The sequence below is a fragment of the Acinetobacter sedimenti genome (genome assembly GCF_022601685.1).
Classification (GTDB): domain Bacteria; phylum Pseudomonadota; class Gammaproteobacteria; order Pseudomonadales; family Moraxellaceae; genus Acinetobacter; species Acinetobacter sedimenti.
Genome location: NZ_JAKUML010000005.1, coordinates 87,282 through 103,833, shown reverse-complemented (window position 1 = coordinate 103,833; position 16,552 = coordinate 87,282). Strand labels below are relative to the sequence as shown.

Annotated in this window: 14 protein-coding genes and 1 pseudogene; 6 read left to right on the top strand and 9 right to left on the bottom strand. The window is 42.6% G+C overall.

Annotation, left to right across the window (positions count from 1 at the left end; translation table 11 throughout):
* The first annotated feature begins 59 nt into the window (after nt 1–59).
* The 3 genes from gatC to gatB all read left to right on the top strand — a co-directional run bounded on the left by gatC (nt 60) and on the right by gatB (nt 3,402).
* Nucleotides 60–374 (top strand): Asp-tRNA(Asn)/Glu-tRNA(Gln) amidotransferase subunit GatC, encoded by a 315-nt coding sequence (gene gatC, locus MKI79_RS04415; RefSeq protein WP_241570853.1) that lies wholly within the window; start codon nt 60–62, stop codon nt 372–374.
* A 68-nt stretch (nt 375–442) separates the two neighbouring features.
* Nucleotides 443–1,921, top strand: coding sequence for an Asp-tRNA(Asn)/Glu-tRNA(Gln) amidotransferase subunit GatA (gatA, locus tag MKI79_RS04410; RefSeq protein WP_241570852.1), 1,479 nt, complete (start codon nt 443–445; stop codon nt 1,919–1,921).
* The gene (gatB, locus tag MKI79_RS04405) at nt 1,921–3,402 is read left to right on the top strand and encodes an Asp-tRNA(Asn)/Glu-tRNA(Gln) amidotransferase subunit GatB (RefSeq protein ID WP_241570851.1); all 1,482 of its coding nucleotides are present in this window, start codon (nt 1,921–1,923) and stop codon (nt 3,400–3,402) included. The genes gatA and gatB overlap by 1 nt, the downstream gene beginning before the upstream one ends.
* 30 nt (nt 3,403–3,432) lie before the next feature.
* On the opposite strand, the gene MKI79_RS04400 is transcribed toward gatB, so the two are convergent.
* Nucleotides 3,433–4,299, bottom strand: coding sequence for a hypothetical protein (locus tag MKI79_RS04400; protein ID WP_241570850.1), 867 nt, complete (start codon nt 4,297–4,299; stop codon nt 3,433–3,435).
* Between the two features lie 461 nt (nt 4,300–4,760).
* Here MKI79_RS04400 and MKI79_RS04395 point away from each other — a divergent pair.
* Nucleotides 4,761–5,039: pseudogene (locus tag MKI79_RS04395) on the top strand (hypothetical protein); the annotation flags it as partial.
* A 56-nt stretch (nt 5,040–5,095) separates the two neighbouring features.
* Here MKI79_RS04395 and metG read toward each other — a convergent pair.
* From metG to trpA, 6 genes are all read right to left on the bottom strand, one after another.
* Complete coding sequence (metG, locus tag MKI79_RS04390) at nt 5,096–7,168, bottom strand: methionine--tRNA ligase (RefSeq protein ID WP_241570909.1); 2,073 nt, start codon at nt 7,166–7,168, stop codon at nt 5,096–5,098.
* A gap of 105 nt (nt 7,169–7,273) precedes the next feature.
* Nucleotides 7,274–7,900: an SMI1/KNR4 family protein gene (locus MKI79_RS04385; protein ID WP_241570849.1), complete on the bottom strand. Its 627-nt coding sequence runs from the start codon at nt 7,898–7,900 to the stop codon at nt 7,274–7,276.
* A 102-nt stretch (nt 7,901–8,002) separates the two neighbouring features.
* Nucleotides 8,003–9,067 carry an SPOR domain-containing protein gene (locus MKI79_RS04380; RefSeq protein WP_241570848.1) on the bottom strand — a complete coding sequence of 355 codons (1,065 nt, stop codon included), beginning with the start codon at nt 9,065–9,067 and terminating at the stop codon, nt 8,003–8,005.
* Entirely contained in the window at nt 9,054–10,388 is a 1,335-nt protein-coding gene (gene folC, locus MKI79_RS04375) for a bifunctional tetrahydrofolate synthase/dihydrofolate synthase (protein WP_241570847.1), read from the bottom strand. Before folC ends, MKI79_RS04380 begins: the two co-directional genes overlap by 14 nt.
* Nucleotides 10,385–11,293 (bottom strand): acetyl-CoA carboxylase, carboxyltransferase subunit beta, encoded by a 909-nt coding sequence (accD, locus tag MKI79_RS04370; RefSeq protein WP_241570846.1) that lies wholly within the window; start codon nt 11,291–11,293, stop codon nt 10,385–10,387. The genes folC and accD overlap by 4 nt, the downstream gene beginning before the upstream one ends.
* 62 nt (nt 11,294–11,355) lie before the next feature.
* Nucleotides 11,356–12,156, bottom strand: coding sequence for a tryptophan synthase subunit alpha (gene trpA / locus MKI79_RS04365; RefSeq protein ID WP_241570845.1), 801 nt, complete (start codon nt 12,154–12,156; stop codon nt 11,356–11,358).
* A 314-nt stretch (nt 12,157–12,470) separates the two neighbouring features.
* Here trpA and MKI79_RS04360 point away from each other — a divergent pair, with 314 nt between their 5' ends.
* A complete protein-coding gene (locus MKI79_RS04360; RefSeq protein WP_241570844.1) occupies nt 12,471–13,820 on the top strand; it encodes a Na+/H+ antiporter NhaC family protein in 1,350 nt (449 codons plus the stop codon).
* 67 nt (nt 13,821–13,887) lie between these two features.
* Here MKI79_RS04360 and MKI79_RS04355 read toward each other — a convergent pair whose 3' ends face one another.
* Both MKI79_RS04355 and MKI79_RS04350 read right to left on the bottom strand, forming a co-directional pair.
* Nucleotides 13,888–14,322, bottom strand: coding sequence for a PaaI family thioesterase (locus MKI79_RS04355; RefSeq protein ID WP_241570843.1), 435 nt, complete (start codon nt 14,320–14,322; stop codon nt 13,888–13,890).
* A 136-nt stretch (nt 14,323–14,458) separates the two neighbouring features.
* A complete protein-coding gene (locus tag MKI79_RS04350; RefSeq protein ID WP_241570842.1) occupies nt 14,459–15,490 on the bottom strand; it encodes a helix-turn-helix domain-containing protein in 1,032 nt (343 codons plus the stop codon).
* A gap of 119 nt (nt 15,491–15,609) precedes the next feature.
* Here MKI79_RS04350 and MKI79_RS04345 point away from each other — a divergent pair, with 119 nt between their 5' ends.
* Nucleotides 15,610–16,488, top strand: coding sequence for a metal-dependent hydrolase (locus MKI79_RS04345; protein WP_241570841.1), 879 nt, complete (start codon nt 15,610–15,612; stop codon nt 16,486–16,488).
* Nucleotides 16,489–16,552 lie beyond the last annotated feature (64 nt).

The window sequence follows — 16,552 nt, the reverse complement described above, 5'->3', positions numbered from 1 at the left end:
AATCGCTTATTATAACGCACGATATTTTGAAATTTTTTGATAACGGATCAGGTGAACTCATGTCTGCTGACAATGCAAAACATGCTCAAGAGCTCAATGCCGAAACAGTTTCTGCGATTGCAAACCTTGCTCGCCTTTCGCTAGATGACTCGCAATGCGTTGATTATGCACAAAGTTTAAATAAAATCTTGGATATGATGGAAACCATGAAAGGGATCGATACCGAAGGTGTTGAGCCACTGAAAAGCCCATTCGACCATCCTCAACCATTACGTGACGATGTTGTAAGCGAAAGTAATCATCGTGACCAATATCAGGCTGTTGCACCTGAAACACAAGATGGTTTATATGTTGTACCTCGTGTGATTGAATAAAATCGAACAAATAATCACCAATTAAATCCATTTTTTATATTTTTACTGAATTACAGATTGAATATGTTATGACTGACTTACATCGTTTATCTATTCGAGAACTCTCAGAAGGACTCGCTCAAGCCAAGTTCTCCTCTCGAGAATTGACGCAACATTACCTCAACCGCATCGCAAAAATCGACAACCAAGTTCAATCCTATGTCACCGTGACCACTGAACAAGCACTTGCACAAGCAGATGCAGCCGATGCACTGCGTCAAGCAGGCAATGCAACGACACTGACGGGTATCCCGATTGCGCATAAAGACATCTTTTGTACCCAAGGCATCAAAACCACCGCGGGTTCTAAAATACTGGATAACTTTATCTCGCCGTATGATGCAACCGTCGTTGCGAAAGGCAAAGATGCAGGCTTAGTCACACTGGGCAAAGTCAATATGGATGAGTTCGCTATGGGCTCGACCAGTGAATCCTCATATTTTGGCGCAACCAAAAATCCGTGGGCGCTTGATCGTGTTCCGGGTGGCTCATCAGGTGGTTCGGCGGCGGTGATTGCGGCTGATCTTGCACCATTTGCCACGGGCACAGATACAGGCGGTTCGATTCGTCAGCCTGCGTCATTTTGCGGACTGACAGGTTTAAAACCAACTTATGGGCGTGTTTCTCGTTTTGGCATGATCGCTTATGCATCCTCTCTCGATCAAGGCGGTCCAATGGCACGTTCAGCCGAAGACTGCGCCTATTTGATGAATGTCATGGCTGGACACGATGCCAAAGACTCGACTTCGATGGAAAAATCAGTCGATGATTACGTCGCAAATCTCGATAACACAACTTTAAATGGTTTACGCATCGGTATTCCTAAGCAATATTTTAATGTTGATGGCTTATCCAATGATGTCAAAGTGCGTGTTGAAGAATCATTGAAAAAATTAGAAGAACTTGGCGCAATCTTGGTTGAGATCGACCTCAACATGACTGAAGCCTACGTGCCGACCTACTACCTGATCGCCCCTGCGGAAGCCTCATCCAATCTGTCACGTTATGACGGTGTGCGCTACGGTTATCGCTGTGACGAACCGAAAGACATTCTCGATCTGTACAAACGCTCTCGTTCAGAAGGCTTTGGTGCAGAAGTACAACGCCGTATTTTGATTGGTACTTATGCCCTATCAGCAGGCTACTACGATGCGTACTATGTCAAAGCACAAAAAGTCCGCCGCTTAATTCAACAAGATTTCTTAAAAGCCTTTGAAAGTGTCGATGTGATCGCAGCGCCATCTGCGCCAACCACAGCTTATAAAATCGGTGCGGATTTGACTCCTGTGGAAATGTATCTCGGTGATATTTATACCATTGCAGTGAACTTGGCGGGCTTACCTGCGATCAATGCACCTGTTGGTTTTGATCAAGATCAACTTCCTGTTGGTTTACAGTTGATTGGGAATTATTGGTCAGAGTCACAACTGCTTTCCATCGTTCATCAATATCAACAACACACCGACTTCCACACCCAACGTGCGGCGATTGCTGAGGAGAATGCGTAATGGCGAACAATGCTAAAGCAAACAAGCCGAAATCAAATCTTATTGACGGCTGGGAAGTGGTGATCGGGATTGAGATCCACACGCAACTGGCGACCAATTCTAAAATCTTTTCTGGCTCATCAACTGAGTTTGGTCAAGACCCAAATACCCAAGCAAGCCTTGTCGATTTAGCCATGCCGGGTGTGCTACCTGTACTGAATAAAGAAGTGGTCAATCTCGCCATTCGTTTTGGTTTGGGCATAGATGCGTATATCGACCAAGCCTCTGTGTTTGCTCGTAAAAACTACTTCTACCCTGATTCACCAAAAGGCTATCAAATCAGCCAAATGGACAATCCGATCGTCGGCAAAGGTCACATCGACATTCAGCTTGAAGATGGCACTGTGAAGCGCATTGGCGTGACCCGTGCACATTTGGAAGAAGATGCAGGCAAGTCGATTCACGATGCGATTGATGGTATGTCGGGCATTGACCTCAACCGTGCAGGCACACCGCTACTCGAGATCGTATCAGAACCTGATATGCGCTCGGTGGACGAAGCGGTTGCCTACGTCAAAGCAATTCACACTCTTGTGCGTTGGCTTGGCATCTCAGACGGCAACATGGCAGAAGGCTCATTCCGTGCCGACTGTAACGTGTCGCTACGTCGTCCAAATGAGCCATTTGGAACACGTTGTGAACTGAAAAATATCAACTCGTTCCGCTTCATTGAACAAGCCATCAATGTGGAAATCGAGCGTCAAATGGAAATCTTGGAATACGGCGGTACGATCGACCAAGAAACTCGTTTGTTCGATCCAAACAAAATGGAAACTCGCTCAATGCGTTCCAAAGAGGAAGCCAACGACTACCGTTACTTCCCTGATCCAGACTTGTTGCCTGTGGTAATCGCAGATGCACAAATCGAAGCGATCAAATTGGAAATGCCTGAACTACCTGCGGCACGTCGTGAGCGTTTTGTCAGTGAATTTGGTGTGACGGAATACGATGCGCACGTCTTGACGCTATCACGTGAAATGGCGGACTTCTATGAAGCAGTAGTTGTCTCATCAGGTGGTGCCAAGCAAGGTAAAGTCGCTGCTAACTGGGTGATGGGTGAATTCTCAGGTGCATTGAACAAAGCAGGCTTAGAGCTGAGCGAATCGCCTGTATCTGCCGAGCAACTGGGTGGCATGATTGCACGCATCGTCGATAACACGATCAGCGGTAAGATCGCCAAGCAAGTCTTTGGCTATATGTGGGACGAAGGCAAGACTGCCGATGTGATCATTGCGGAAAAAGGCTTGAAGCAAGAAACAGATACAGGTGCGATCGAAGCGATCATCAAGGAGGTCTTGGCTACCAATGAAAAGATGGTTGAGGAATATAAATCTGGTAAAGAGAAAGCTTTCAACGGTCTGGTTGGTCAAGTGATGAAAGCGTCTAAGGGTAAAGCCAACCCCGCTCAAGTGAATGAATTAATGAAGAAATTGATTGGTTGATCTGATCAGTTTTGAAAAAGAAAACCCGTCTTAAGACGGGTTTTTTCTGTATTCACCAGGAAAATTAGGAGCAATTTTTTTTACTAAATTTTCATCAAAATGATAAATATTCGGTTTTAAATCCTCTCCAAAGCCATCTTGGACAGCAAGTGGAGCAAAAGTATTTTCACTACCATATTTACAAATTAGTGTGCCATTTAACTTCAAAAGTTTTTTTCCTAATTCAGGTCTAAAACAAATGTTCAACTTCTTTCTATCTTGTACCGAGGGATATTCCCAAGCATCTTGAACTTCTTCTGATGGTAAATCAAAGAAATGCTTCGCTATCAATTCAGATGTTCTATAAAAATGCTCTATACCTATACCAACTGGTTTACAAAATTCTTCTGCTAAAAAATCTTCAATTTCTATAAGTCTTAAATCATCACTAAAACTTGTCCCAATGCAAACAGCTTTGATAGGTTTAATATTTTCATAAATCATTAAACAGAAAAAATCATTTTCCTTTAGACGAGTTTCAATTATTGCTGTATCAATATCAAACGCTGTATATAATAAACTTTCTTTTGGTTTGTTTAATCGTTGATAAGAGGTAATTAATTCTTTTGGAGCATTCCAAAAATCATTTACAGATTTCAATTCTGAAATATTAGATTGTGAAAGCTTCCTAACTCTATAAAAGTAACTTCCTACAGGATAGGTACGTAAATGAGGCTGCAATATAAAATGATTATCTATCTCAAGAACTTTATATATTTCATCCATTAACTCTTTATCAGAAAGCTTATGTCTCGGTAAAGATCTAAAGTCTCTAATCTTAACCTTAAGCTCTTTTAAATCTATCTTATCTAAATAATCATTAACTTCTGATTTTATCAAATCTAAATTATTAACCATTATCCACCCTATATTTTAATTAAATCAATTTTAAAAACCCATATATTTCAAAATATTAAATATATCACTCATATAAGAGGTGAAATATCAAAAATCTAATATATAATCTATCAAAAAAGTTCACATTAGAAAAAACTCAATTATCAAAAAAATATCCTCCATCACCAAACTTAAAGACTTAGAACGTCTACAACTTTCAAAGTCATTTTGTATGCTTGACTAGCACCCTCACCCAACCCTCTCCCACAGGGAGAGGGTCAAATCATTACCAATTAAATGCTGTCATAAATTGAATATTGGAAGTTCCCTCTCCTTTTAGGAGAGGGTTAGGTAGAGGTATTTAAAAAATAGCGCTTCATAAAGGATAGCTAAAACCACCTAGCTAATTCCCCAAAATCCGCTAAAATCTCCAAAAAATTTTATTACTTCATCCATAACGAACTTAAAAACTTTAGGACAAAATGAAAACCGCCATCCTCACACTTTCTATCCTTGCCTTACTCAGCGCCACCACATTTGCAGAAACTAGCCCCAATGTTCCCGCTAAAGAAGCCAGCCAAAACTTTAAAGCCGCTGGCTTTGCAAAAACCAAACATGGCTGGGAAGATAACTGTGACACAGGTGAAATCACCACATACAAAGACCTCAATGGTGACGGTTTAAGAGACGCAGTTATTTCAGACTACAGCACCATGTGCTATGGCAACACAGGTGTTGGTTACCATATCGTTGCTCAGCAAAACTATTAAAACAATCATCCTTTATAAAAAAGAAGATGGTAATCCATAAGGCAGATTTAAGACACCTTATCCCCTGCTTTTGCACCACTATCAGGTGACACGACAAAGATAGCTTCGCCATTTCCCGCAGCGAGCACCATGCCATTCGATACACCAAAACGCATCTTACGTGGCGCAAGGTTGGCGACCATCACTACCAATTTCCCTTTCAAATCTTCAGGTGCGTATTGACTACGAATGCCACTAAAGACATTGCGTGGCTCAGCTTCGCCGACATTCAAGGTCAGTTGTAGCAGTTTGTCCGAACCTTCAACGATATTTGCATCCATCACTTCTGCAACACGTAAATCAACTTTGAGAAAATCATCAATTTTGATCTGTTCAGCGTCACCGACAACAGTCTCCGTTTTTTGAGTTGCTGCCTTTTCCGCAGTTTTGGCTTTTTTCTTGTCGGCTTTTGCAGGCTCGGTTGCCGCTAATGAGTCTTTAGAATCATCAACCATTGCCGTCACAGCTTTGGCATCGACACGCTGCATCAACGGTTGGAACTGGGTAATTTCGTGATTGGTCAAAATCGTAGTACGTGAAGCAAAATCAAAACTGTCCAATTTTAAGAAATCTTGTACTTGCTGTGCCAAAGTCGGCAACACTGGCGCAAGATAGACTGCAAGCTGACGGAACAAGTTAATCCCGACTGAGCAGACTTCATGGACTTGCTGTTCTTCACCCTCGATCTTCGCCAAAGCCCACGGCTTTTTCTCATCAATATATTGATTAGCACGATCAGCAAGCGCCATGATCTCACGGATTGCCGCTGAAAATTCACGGTCTTCATAACACTTGGCAATCGAGTCACCTGCATCAATAAAGCTTTGGACTAATCCAGTTTCAGCACAGTTGGCAGATAATGTATTGTCAAAATTGGTGTTGATAAATTTGGCACAGCGACTGGCGATATTGACCACTTTACCAACCAAATCCGAGTTCACTTTTTGGACAAAATCATCCAAATTCAAGTCAGAATCTTCAACTTTATCAGACAGTTTTGAGGCAAAGTAATAACGCAAATATTCAGGATTTAAATGCTGTAAATAGGTTTCTGCTTTGATAAATGTGCCACGAGATTTTGACATCTTCTGCCCATTGACGGTGAGGAAACCATTCACAAATAAACCTGTCGGCGTGCGATAGCCTGCACCGTCCAGCATTGCAGGCCAAAATAGCGCATGGAAATAGACAATGTCTTTACCGATAAAATGATAGACTTCGTTTTGTGAATCTTTTTTCCAGTAGTCGTCAAAATTCAGCTCAGGACGCTTCTGTTTTACATAGTTCTCGAAGCTCGACATATAGCCGATCGGCGCATCCACCCACACATAGAAATATTTGTTTGGCGCATCAGGAATCTCAAAACCAAAGTACGGCGCATCACGAGAAATATCCCAATCGTTCAAACCATTTTCAAACCATTCATCCAGTTTATTGGCGATGGATAGCGGTAAACGCCCTTGGTCACGTGTCCATTTTTGCAAGTAATTTGCAAAGTTTGGCAATTTAAAAAAGTAATGATCTGAAGATTTTTCGACTGGCGTTGCACCGCTTAGCGTCGAATGCGGATTGAGCAGTTCTGTAGCGTTATAAGTTGTACCGCAGACTTCACAGGCGTCACCGTATTGATCTTCAGATTTACATTTTGGGCAAGTGCCTTTGATAAAACGATCTGAGAGGAACATGCCTTTTTCAGGATCGAATAACTGGCTGACTGGACGTACAGCGATATTGCCTGCTTCACGATTTTTCAGATAAATCTCTTGTGAACGAACACGGTTGGTGTCGCTATGGGTCGAGTCGTAATGATCAAAATGCACACCAAAACCATCAAAGTCACGGATATGCTCACGCTGAACATTAGCGATCTGTGCTTCGGGTGTGATGCCGTTAGCTTCGGCACGGAGCATGATCGCTGTGCCGTGTGCATCATCAGCGCAGACGTATGTCACATCGTGTCCCATCGCACGCATCGCACGCACCCAAATATCCGCTTGGATATAACCTAGCAAATGCCCCATGTGAATCGGACCGTTGGCATAGGGTAAAGCATTGGTGACGAGGATTTTACGTGCTGACATAGACCACTCTGTTGGCAGAATTTTGGAGTCGTCCATTCTACTGAGCTATGGTGTGCAAAGCAATTGTTCGGGGGATTTGTTATTTCAAACACATAGACTTTTATTCTACTTTTCAACTTTAATTTGAATTTCCATACCATCAGGTAAATCTAAAATCTGATTTGCAATATTTGCTCTACTACGCATACTTTCTACGGAGCTACAAAGAAATAAATTATCCAAAGAAAACCCACCACCTAATACAAATGGTATTTTGGGTACTAACCGATAAAAGCTTGGAATTACGCCATTTTCAATTTGCCACTGATGTGCAATCTTATAGCCAGTTAAGACATCATATTCAGCCAGGATTAACTCAGCCCAATGCTCCAAGTTGTTTGCAACAAACTCGAAGTCACTTGTTTCAGCATCAAAAAGATAGATTTTGTCGTCCTTTACACAAAATTGATTACCAAAAATATCTTCTGCAAAAAAGCAGATACCATCCAAGTCTTTCTGATATTTGTCTTTCCACAAGTCATTTTTATTCCAATCAATTAAGCCGATTTCTTTTTCACTAGCTATTGAAGGAAATATATGTAAAGCACTTTCAAAAGCATAAAATCCATTTTTAACTTTTAACATCTGATGTATTTCTTGTTCTATTAAATCAGAGAAAATCTCATTTGAGTATTTGTTCATTTCTATTAAGGCATCACTACCAATAGAGATTAATGTATTTAAATATGTCATTTTACGAATGATAATAATACGCTTACCCTAAAGATATAACACGCTTAACGCAAAAAACAGCCTTTCGGCTGTTCTTCTACAACATTTCTTTCAACCATCAGCTTAACGCTGATCGAGCGGCACCCAGTCGATCACCCATGCAGATTTCATATTGAGGCTACTATCCGCTGCGATCTTCTTGCGTGTGGTATCGGCAGCTTCACGGCTTTTCGATGGTCCAACCATGATGCGCACGCCTTTGGTGGTTTTACTTTGTGTGACTTTATAACCTTTAGCTTGGAGCTTGGCAGTCACAGCATCGGCATTGGCTTGGTTGGCAGCCAGTGCCACTTGTACCATCCAGTTTTTATCGCCTTCTTCCAGTAGCTGACGAGCTTTTTCAGCCTCTTTGGCTTTTTTCTCATCTTCGGCCTTACGTTTTGCTTCGGCTTCTTTTTTGGCTTTAGCATCTGCTTCGGCCTTCCGCTTTTCCTCAGCTTCTTGCTTTGCCTTTTCCTCAGCGTCAGCTTTGCGTTTTGCTTCTGCTTCTTTTTTGGCTTTTTCGTCAGCTTCTTTCTTCGCCTTAGCATCTGCTTCTGCTTGCCGTTTATCCGCTTCAGCTTTCTTGGCTTTCTCTACTTCATTGGCTTTGCGTTTTGCTTCGGCATCTTGTTTCAGCTTTTCGACCTCTTTGGCTTTTTGCTCAGCGATCTTGGCTTTTTCATCGGCAGTTTTTTGCGCTGCAGCCAGTTTTGATTGTTCGCTTTCGACCAATTCAGGTGGAATATTGTCTGAGCTTTGCATCTGTGCCTGACGCGATGCAAGTAAGGCGGCATGTTCTTCTGCGGCTTTACGCGCGGCATCGGCTTCTGCTTGTTGTTGCATAGCAAGATATTGCGCTGCCAGTTGCTCTTGTTCTGCAACGGCTTTTTCACGGGCTTTACGTTGTTCTTCGAGTAGACGACGTTCGGTTTCCACATCGACAGCTAAAGGTTGCAAGTCGAATTGCTCACCTGTTGCGCTCGCTTCACCGTTTAGATTTTGTTCAACCCTTTGTTCGACAGGTTGTGTCAATGGTGGACGAGTGTCGTCTTGATGTTGACCTTTTAATAAAATTGCTGCCAATAACACGCCGCCACCAAGCAGCACAACGCCGCCAAATAGACGTTGCTTATTATTCATTGCCATCCACCAAACACTCCCAAACGGCTTCTAAAGTATGAAACGAGCCAAATACCACGATCAATTGATCTGATGTGCGCTGTGCGATCGCCTGCAAAAAGCTCTCCTGCACAGTATCCGCCACGACGACGGACTGATCAAACTGCGCCAAATCCTGTTGTAGCCGTGCAATCGGTGCTGCACGTGCCACATCTAATGGCGCAATATACCACTGATGCACATGATTTGATAATAATTTGATCACACCGACAATGTCTTTATCATCGAGCATAGAAAATACCGCATTTACTCGGCGGATTTCAGGATGTAATTGTAAGTATCGTGTTAATTGTTGTGTTAAAAATTCTGCGCCATGTGGATTGTGTGCCACGTCTAAGATGAGTTGTTGCCCTTGATATTCTCGCAGCTCGAAACGTCCTGCGAGCTTCGCCTGCACTAAACCCTGTGCAATCGCATCTTGGGAAATATTTAAACCCGATTGCAAAACCGCCATGATGGCAGCAGCTTGATTGATCTGTGCCAAATGTCCATGTGGCAAGCGCAGCGTCATAGCTGAGGTTGCTAAATGCCAACTATCTGGATCATTACTTTGATCTTCATTGATAAAATAATCTTGATTGAATTGAATCAGCTTGGCATCACATTCTGCGACTTTAACGGCAATCGCTTGAGGTAAATCTTGGCTACTTGCAAAAATCACTGGAACATTTGAACGAATGATTCCTGCTTTTTCAAAAGCGATCTTTTCAATGGTATCACCGAGCCAATCGACGTGATCCAAGCCAATATTGATGATCACCGCCACATCGGTATCAATGATATTCACCACATCAAGCCGACCACCCAAACCAACTTCAAGCACCCAAACATCACAGGCTTGTTGTTTAAAAATATAAAACGCCGCAAGCGTGGTTGCTTCAAAGAAAGAAAGCGTTAGATTGCACTGTTGACGTGCATTTTCTACAGCGACGAAAGCTTCAATGAGTAAAGCATCATCAGCAGGCTGACCATTTAAGCGGACACGTTCATTGAACTGGAAAATATGTGGCGATTGATATAAGCCGACGTTGTAGCCACTTGCTTTGAGGATACTGGCGATCGTAGTTGTGGTTGAGCCTTTACCGTTTGTCCCTGCTACCGTGATGATTTTGGCATTGTTTTGAAGGTTCGGCTTGAGAATCTCTAAAGCTTTAGCGACAGGAAGCACTCGCTCCAAGCCCAAATCAATGGCTGTGACATGAACCGAAGTCCAATAGTCAAGCCATGTCTGTAATGGATCGTGCGCTGTTGGAATATTTAATGTTTGATCAGAATTGGGCTGGCTCAAGGGAGATTCATCAGTTTACTTACGATACGGTAGATTGTATCTCGTAATGCGTGACGATGCACAATTTGATCAATCGCGCCGTGCTCAAGTAAATATTCTGCACGTTGGAATGGCTCATCGAGTTTCTCACGTACCGTTTGTTCGATAACACGCTTGCCCGCAAAGCCGATCATAGCTTTTGGCTCAGCGAGATGCACATCACCAAGCATGGCAAGTGATGCAGTCACGCCACCATAGACAGGATTGGTCATCACCACGATATAGGGAATACTCGCATTATGCAGTCGCTCGATCGCCGCCGAAGTCCGTGCCATCTGCATCAAGGACAACATGCCTTCTTGCATACGTGCCCCGCCTGATGCAGCAAAGCAGATCATCGGTTGTTTGAATTTCAAAGCCAACTCGGCCGCTTGGACGAAACGATCGCCGACCACTGTGCCCATTGACCCACCCATAAATTCAAACTCAAATGCCACCGCAATCATCGGCACGCCATTGACTTGACCTTGCATACTGATCAGGGCTTCTGTTTCACCTGTCTTTTGCTGTGCTTCTTCCATACGCTGTGGGTATGGGCGACTATCCACAAAAGTCAGCGGATCGCCAGCAGAAAACTCTTGCCCGAGCTCTTGATTGACTTGATCAAAAAACCAATTCAAACGGTCACGTGCTTTCATACGCAAATGTTCATCGCACTGCGGACACACATAGGAGTTAAATGACATCGCCGTACGTGTCACCAAGGCATGACATTCTGGACATTCAATGGTCGGCTCGGTAAACAGTGGCTTATTTTTGTTTTCTTCAGGAACTTTTACGCTCGGCACTTCACGCTCAAACCATGAGCTACTTTGTAACAAGCTCTGCTTCTCGTCCTGCTTTTGCTCTTGCTTCACTTCACTCATGTCTACACATCCAAGTTTTGTCCAACCGATTCATTTCACTGCGCTATTTTTAGAAAATGAGTTTATAACTCATCTAAAGCAGCACGTAATTCTTTGACTTTTTCCACCGCTTTGGCACTTGCTTCGCTCGGTGAAAGTGTTGCAAAAGGCTTCACAAATGCACTGCCGACAATCACTGCATCGGCAACCTGCCCCATTGCTTTGGCTGATGCCGCATCACTAATACCAAAGCCGACACCAACTGGTAAATCAGTCACTTGCTTGATCTTGGCAATACGTTCTGCTGCCGACTTGATATCCAATGTCGCTGCACCTGTCACACCTTTGAGCGATACATAATAAATAAAGCCACGCGCTTGTTTCACCACATGGGCAATACGCTCATCGGTCGAGGTCGGTGCGAGGAGAAACACTTGATCCATGTCATGCTTTGCCAAGATCGCATCAAAATCTTGTGCTTCTTCAGGTGGCAAATCCACCAAGATCAAGCCATCAACACCTGCATCATTGGCGATTTCCACAAACTTTTCATAGCCAATCACTTCTACAGGATTCAAATAACCCATCAAAACTACTGGTGTATCTTGATCATTCTGACGGAACTCTTTGACCATTTGGATCGCATCTAAAGTATTGGTACCGCCTGCAATCGCACGCTCTGCAGCCACTGCAATCACTGGACCATCTGCCATCGGGTCAGAAAATGGCAATCCCACTTCCAAAATATCCACACCTGCCGCAACCATGTCATGCAACAAAGGCACAGTGACTGACGGTGTTGGATCACCTGCCATCACATAACTCACCAATGCTTTTTTATTTTCTGCTTGTAACTGTGCAAAACGCTGTGCCAAACGTGACATGAGATTGTATTTCCTACCATTACATCGTGTTGTTGCCATCATAAAGAAAATTCGGCAGAAAGTGCAGTTTTTGCCAAATGTTTTTCATCTTTAAAACTTGGAAAGCATTTTAAAAATTTAAATCCAATCGCTCAATGATACTTTGTACCAAAATTTCAACATGCTTTTTATAAACATTCAATCCATTATTCAATGAATGATTTGCTGTAAAAGCACCTTTTATCCGATTATTGATATGAATTTTGCTTTTTGTTATTTGTAGAAATCTTTAATTTTTTTATACTAGATGGCTATTTTCTAAAGTTTAGCGACAAATGACCGCCACAGAAACTCAAAAAATCCGCCCTAATGCATTGGCACTGTTACCTTTGCTACTGTTTTTAGCATTATTCTTGGGCAGTGGGATTTATCATACTTATCTCGGTACAGACTTCGCCTTTTATCAACTCAAAGCACCTGTTGCTGTTTTACCTGCATTAATTTTGGCTGTTTTTTTAGCACGTAAACCAATCAATCAAGCCATCAATGACTTCTTGGAAGGCGCAAGCCATCCAAATTTAATCTTGATGTTGATGGTGTTCATGCTTGCAGGGGCATTTGCCAATGTCAGTAGCGTGATTGGTAGTGTCGATGCCACGGTTCAATTTGGTTTATCCCTAATTCCTGTACAGTTCGTCTTGCCGATGCTGTTTATCATTTCAGCATTTATTGCTACGGCAATGGGCACGTCGATGGGTACTATTGCTGCCTGCGCACCGATTGCCTTTGGCTTTACTCAGGCGACGGATTTGGCAGTGCCTTTAACGATTGGTGCGGTCATCGGCGGTGCGATGTTTGGAGACAATTTGTCGATGATCTCAGACACGACCATCGCTGCGACACGAAGTCAGAATGTAACGCTTCGAGATAAATTTAAAAGCAACATTTGGATTGCCCTGCCTGCGAGTATCCTAGCGATCGTGATCTATACAGTTATTGGCTTTTCACACCACAATGCGATCGAAGTGAAAGACTTTAACGCATGGTTAATTATTCCCTATTTGGTGGTGTTTTTCTTAGCATTTACCCGCTTGCATGTACTTGCCGTATTGATGGTCGGGATTTTAGTTTCAGGTTTATTTGGCACATTCTTTACCCCTGAATATAGCTTGGTGAAATTCAGCAACTCGATCTATGACGGCTTTGTGAATTTGTTTGAAGTGACTTTGCTTTCGGTATTCTTAGGCGGTTTGTCTGCGATGTTACAAAAGCAAGGTGGTTTAGAATGGTTATTACAACGTATCTATTCCTTTTCAGGAAAGCTTCGTCTAGCTCGTCAACGTGCAGGTGAAGTCAGTATTGCGTTCTTGGTGGTTTTCTCTAACTTGTTCGTGGCAAACAACACAATTGCGATTCTACTTTCGGGTGATGTTGCACGTGAAGTTGCCGCTGAGTATGGCGTCGATCCGAAACGTAGTGCAAGCTTACTCGATATCTTCTCGTGTGTGGTACAAGGTGTCATACCTTATGGCGCACAAATTTTACTGGCAAGCTCGATTGCAAGCATTTCCCCACTCGTTTTGATTGGCAATGTCTATTACTGCTGGATGCTGGCAATCTTTGCCATCTTGGCGATTTTCACAGGATTAGGGAAACCGAAAACCACGGCATCTGCTGCGGTCTAGTTTCACTGCTCATAAAAAAGCACCTTGTCTTAGGTGCTTTTTTTATTGAAATTGGAATCGGTTTCGCTTAACGGCGAATAATCATATTGGTCGCTGTAGCATGCGCATAAATTTTACCCGCCTCATCTCTTAAATACGCCTCTGAAATAATCAAATTTCGTCCGACATTGATGACTTTCCCTTCAGCAATCATCTTGGTGTCATACGGGATTGGACGACACATTTTGATATTCAAATCTGTTGTGCCGTAACCCTCACCTGCACCTACAACAGTATGCGAAGCACAACCCGTCACCGAATCCAAAACCGTTGCTGCAAAGCCACCATGCACACCACCTAAAGGATTGGTGTGGCGTTTATCCGCTTGTGCAGAAAATACCGCACGACCATATTCGACCTCGACAGGTTGCATCGGTATCGTTTCACAGATACTTGGCGCAGGAATCTCGCCACGTGCAAACGCTTGCATGATTTCCAAACCTGTCATTTCTTGAATATTCATCGTTCAATCCTTATCAAATTCGTTTTAACTCACCACATATAGCACAGATTATTTTAGTGTCGTGAAACTGAATGCGACCAGTTAGTTTTTATTTTGATAGTGACTTAATATATTCATCATAAAATCTTGAGCAATACTAGCTTCTTTTCGACTGAATAAACTGCTTTGGTGTCATATCTGACCAGCGTTTGAACGCACGTCCAAAAGCACTTTGATCAGAGTAACCCAGTTGTTGAGCGATTTCAGAAAGGTGCTTTCCTGTAATTAGTAACGACTTCGCACGTTCAAAACGAAATTCATCCAGCAAGGTCTGAAAGTGTAAGTCAAACTGTAAAAGTTGCCGTTGTAATGTTCGTTCTGAGCAAAACATCTTTTCTGCGACAAAGGCTTGAATGGGTTGCTGATCTTGTTGTAGCGATTGCTCCATCAATGTCACCACTTTATGCCGAAATTGCTTGGCACTGAGGTTTTGACTATTTTGCTCAATCGACTGCTGTGCTTGGATGGACAACATTTCATTCAAAGCTTGATCAGATGCAGTACTTTTAATTTCTAAATTACTTTTGGGTACAGTGATGAGATAATATTCAGGGTGAATATCGACTTTGGTTTCAAAGAATTGCTCGTAATGGTGTAGCGCAAACTGAGGCTGATAGCCCAGTGCAATTTTTTCTGGTGGAATCAATTCTTCTTTACGTACGATCAATTGAATATATCGAAATAAAATCGCAATGTTTAACTCATAAAAAACCTGCCACGCCTCAAAGCCACCATGCCATTGAATCGAAAAACACTCTCGATCATCAAAGACCGTCATGTCTTCGATATTGGTCATTTTATAAAGCAATGAATAATATTTCTGAAACAACTCAAACGCTTGTTTTAGATCAATGCTGGTCGATGCCAAATAACCCATGAGCCCAATATCTTGAAGTGCCAAATGCTCTGCCATGACCAAGCCAATAGGTCGCTCAAAATGTACCTGCATGGCTTGCATGATTTGGGTATATTGATCGGCATCAAATTCGTGGCGTTGGTCATCGTGCAAACTCTGTTGAAAGGCACGTACCAGAACATCTTGAACTGATAACTTCTCCCAAGTCAGCTCATAGTGATTCATCACACGTTGCATCAAGCGTAAATATCCGACGATGAGTTTTACAGTCATAACTTGACACTCGAGATTGTACAATGTCGTCATTTGTATAAAATTTGACTTGATCTGTCAAAACATTTTTGAACAATCTCGTCCATAATGACATCATCAAGACAGCAGGAAAATAAAAAATGAATGCACTCGTACAGCATCAAAAGGTTGATCCAGTGGTTCGTACCAACTTGGATTTTAAACTTGACGACATCCCACGTTTTTGGTTTGGTGACGATCCATTCCGTACTCGTATTTTTGATGCGCTGAGCCTAACGTTTCCTGAGGGCGAGCGTTACTTTATCGAGTCGGTTCGACTCTTCCGAGATAAAATTGAAGATCCTGAGCTACAACAAAAGGTCAAAGACTTTATCCGTCAAGAAGCACAGCACGGCATTGCGCATGACAAAATGAATGACTTGATGAAAGAACAAGGCATGCCACTCGATCAGTTTACGACAATGCTTAAAAAGATTTTTAAGTTTGAACTGACTAAACGCTCGCCACAATACAATATTGCCATGACCGCAGCAGCAGAGCATCTTACCGCATTGATGGCACACACATTTTATAACTATAAAGAAACCCTTGAAGATGCACACCCTTATGCACGTGCATTGTTTGCATGGCATTCGATCGAAGAGATGGAACATCGTGACGTTGCATTCGATGTGATGAAACAAGTTGGTGAAGTGCCTGAAACAACACGTAAATTTGCCCTCGCTTTCACGACAGTGATGATGTTTGGCTTCACCATGTATCGTGCCAATATTATGCTCGATCATGATGGCTTTAGTCGCCGTGAACGCTTCAATATGTTCCGTAAAGGCTTACCTTGGTTCTTCGGAAAGCAGGGCATCATGACACGTATGAGAAGCGAATATTTCGATTGGTTTAAGAAAGACTTCCATCCAAACCAACATCCTGTGATTCATCAATATGATGTATGGTTGAAAGTCTATGAAGAAACTGGTGATCCGATCAAAGCTGGACATGCATTTTGGCAAGCAGGCTATTGATCCAGATTTGAACTTTTTATTACTTATTTAGAGTATAGTCTTTTCCTAGAGTACAGCGCTTGAT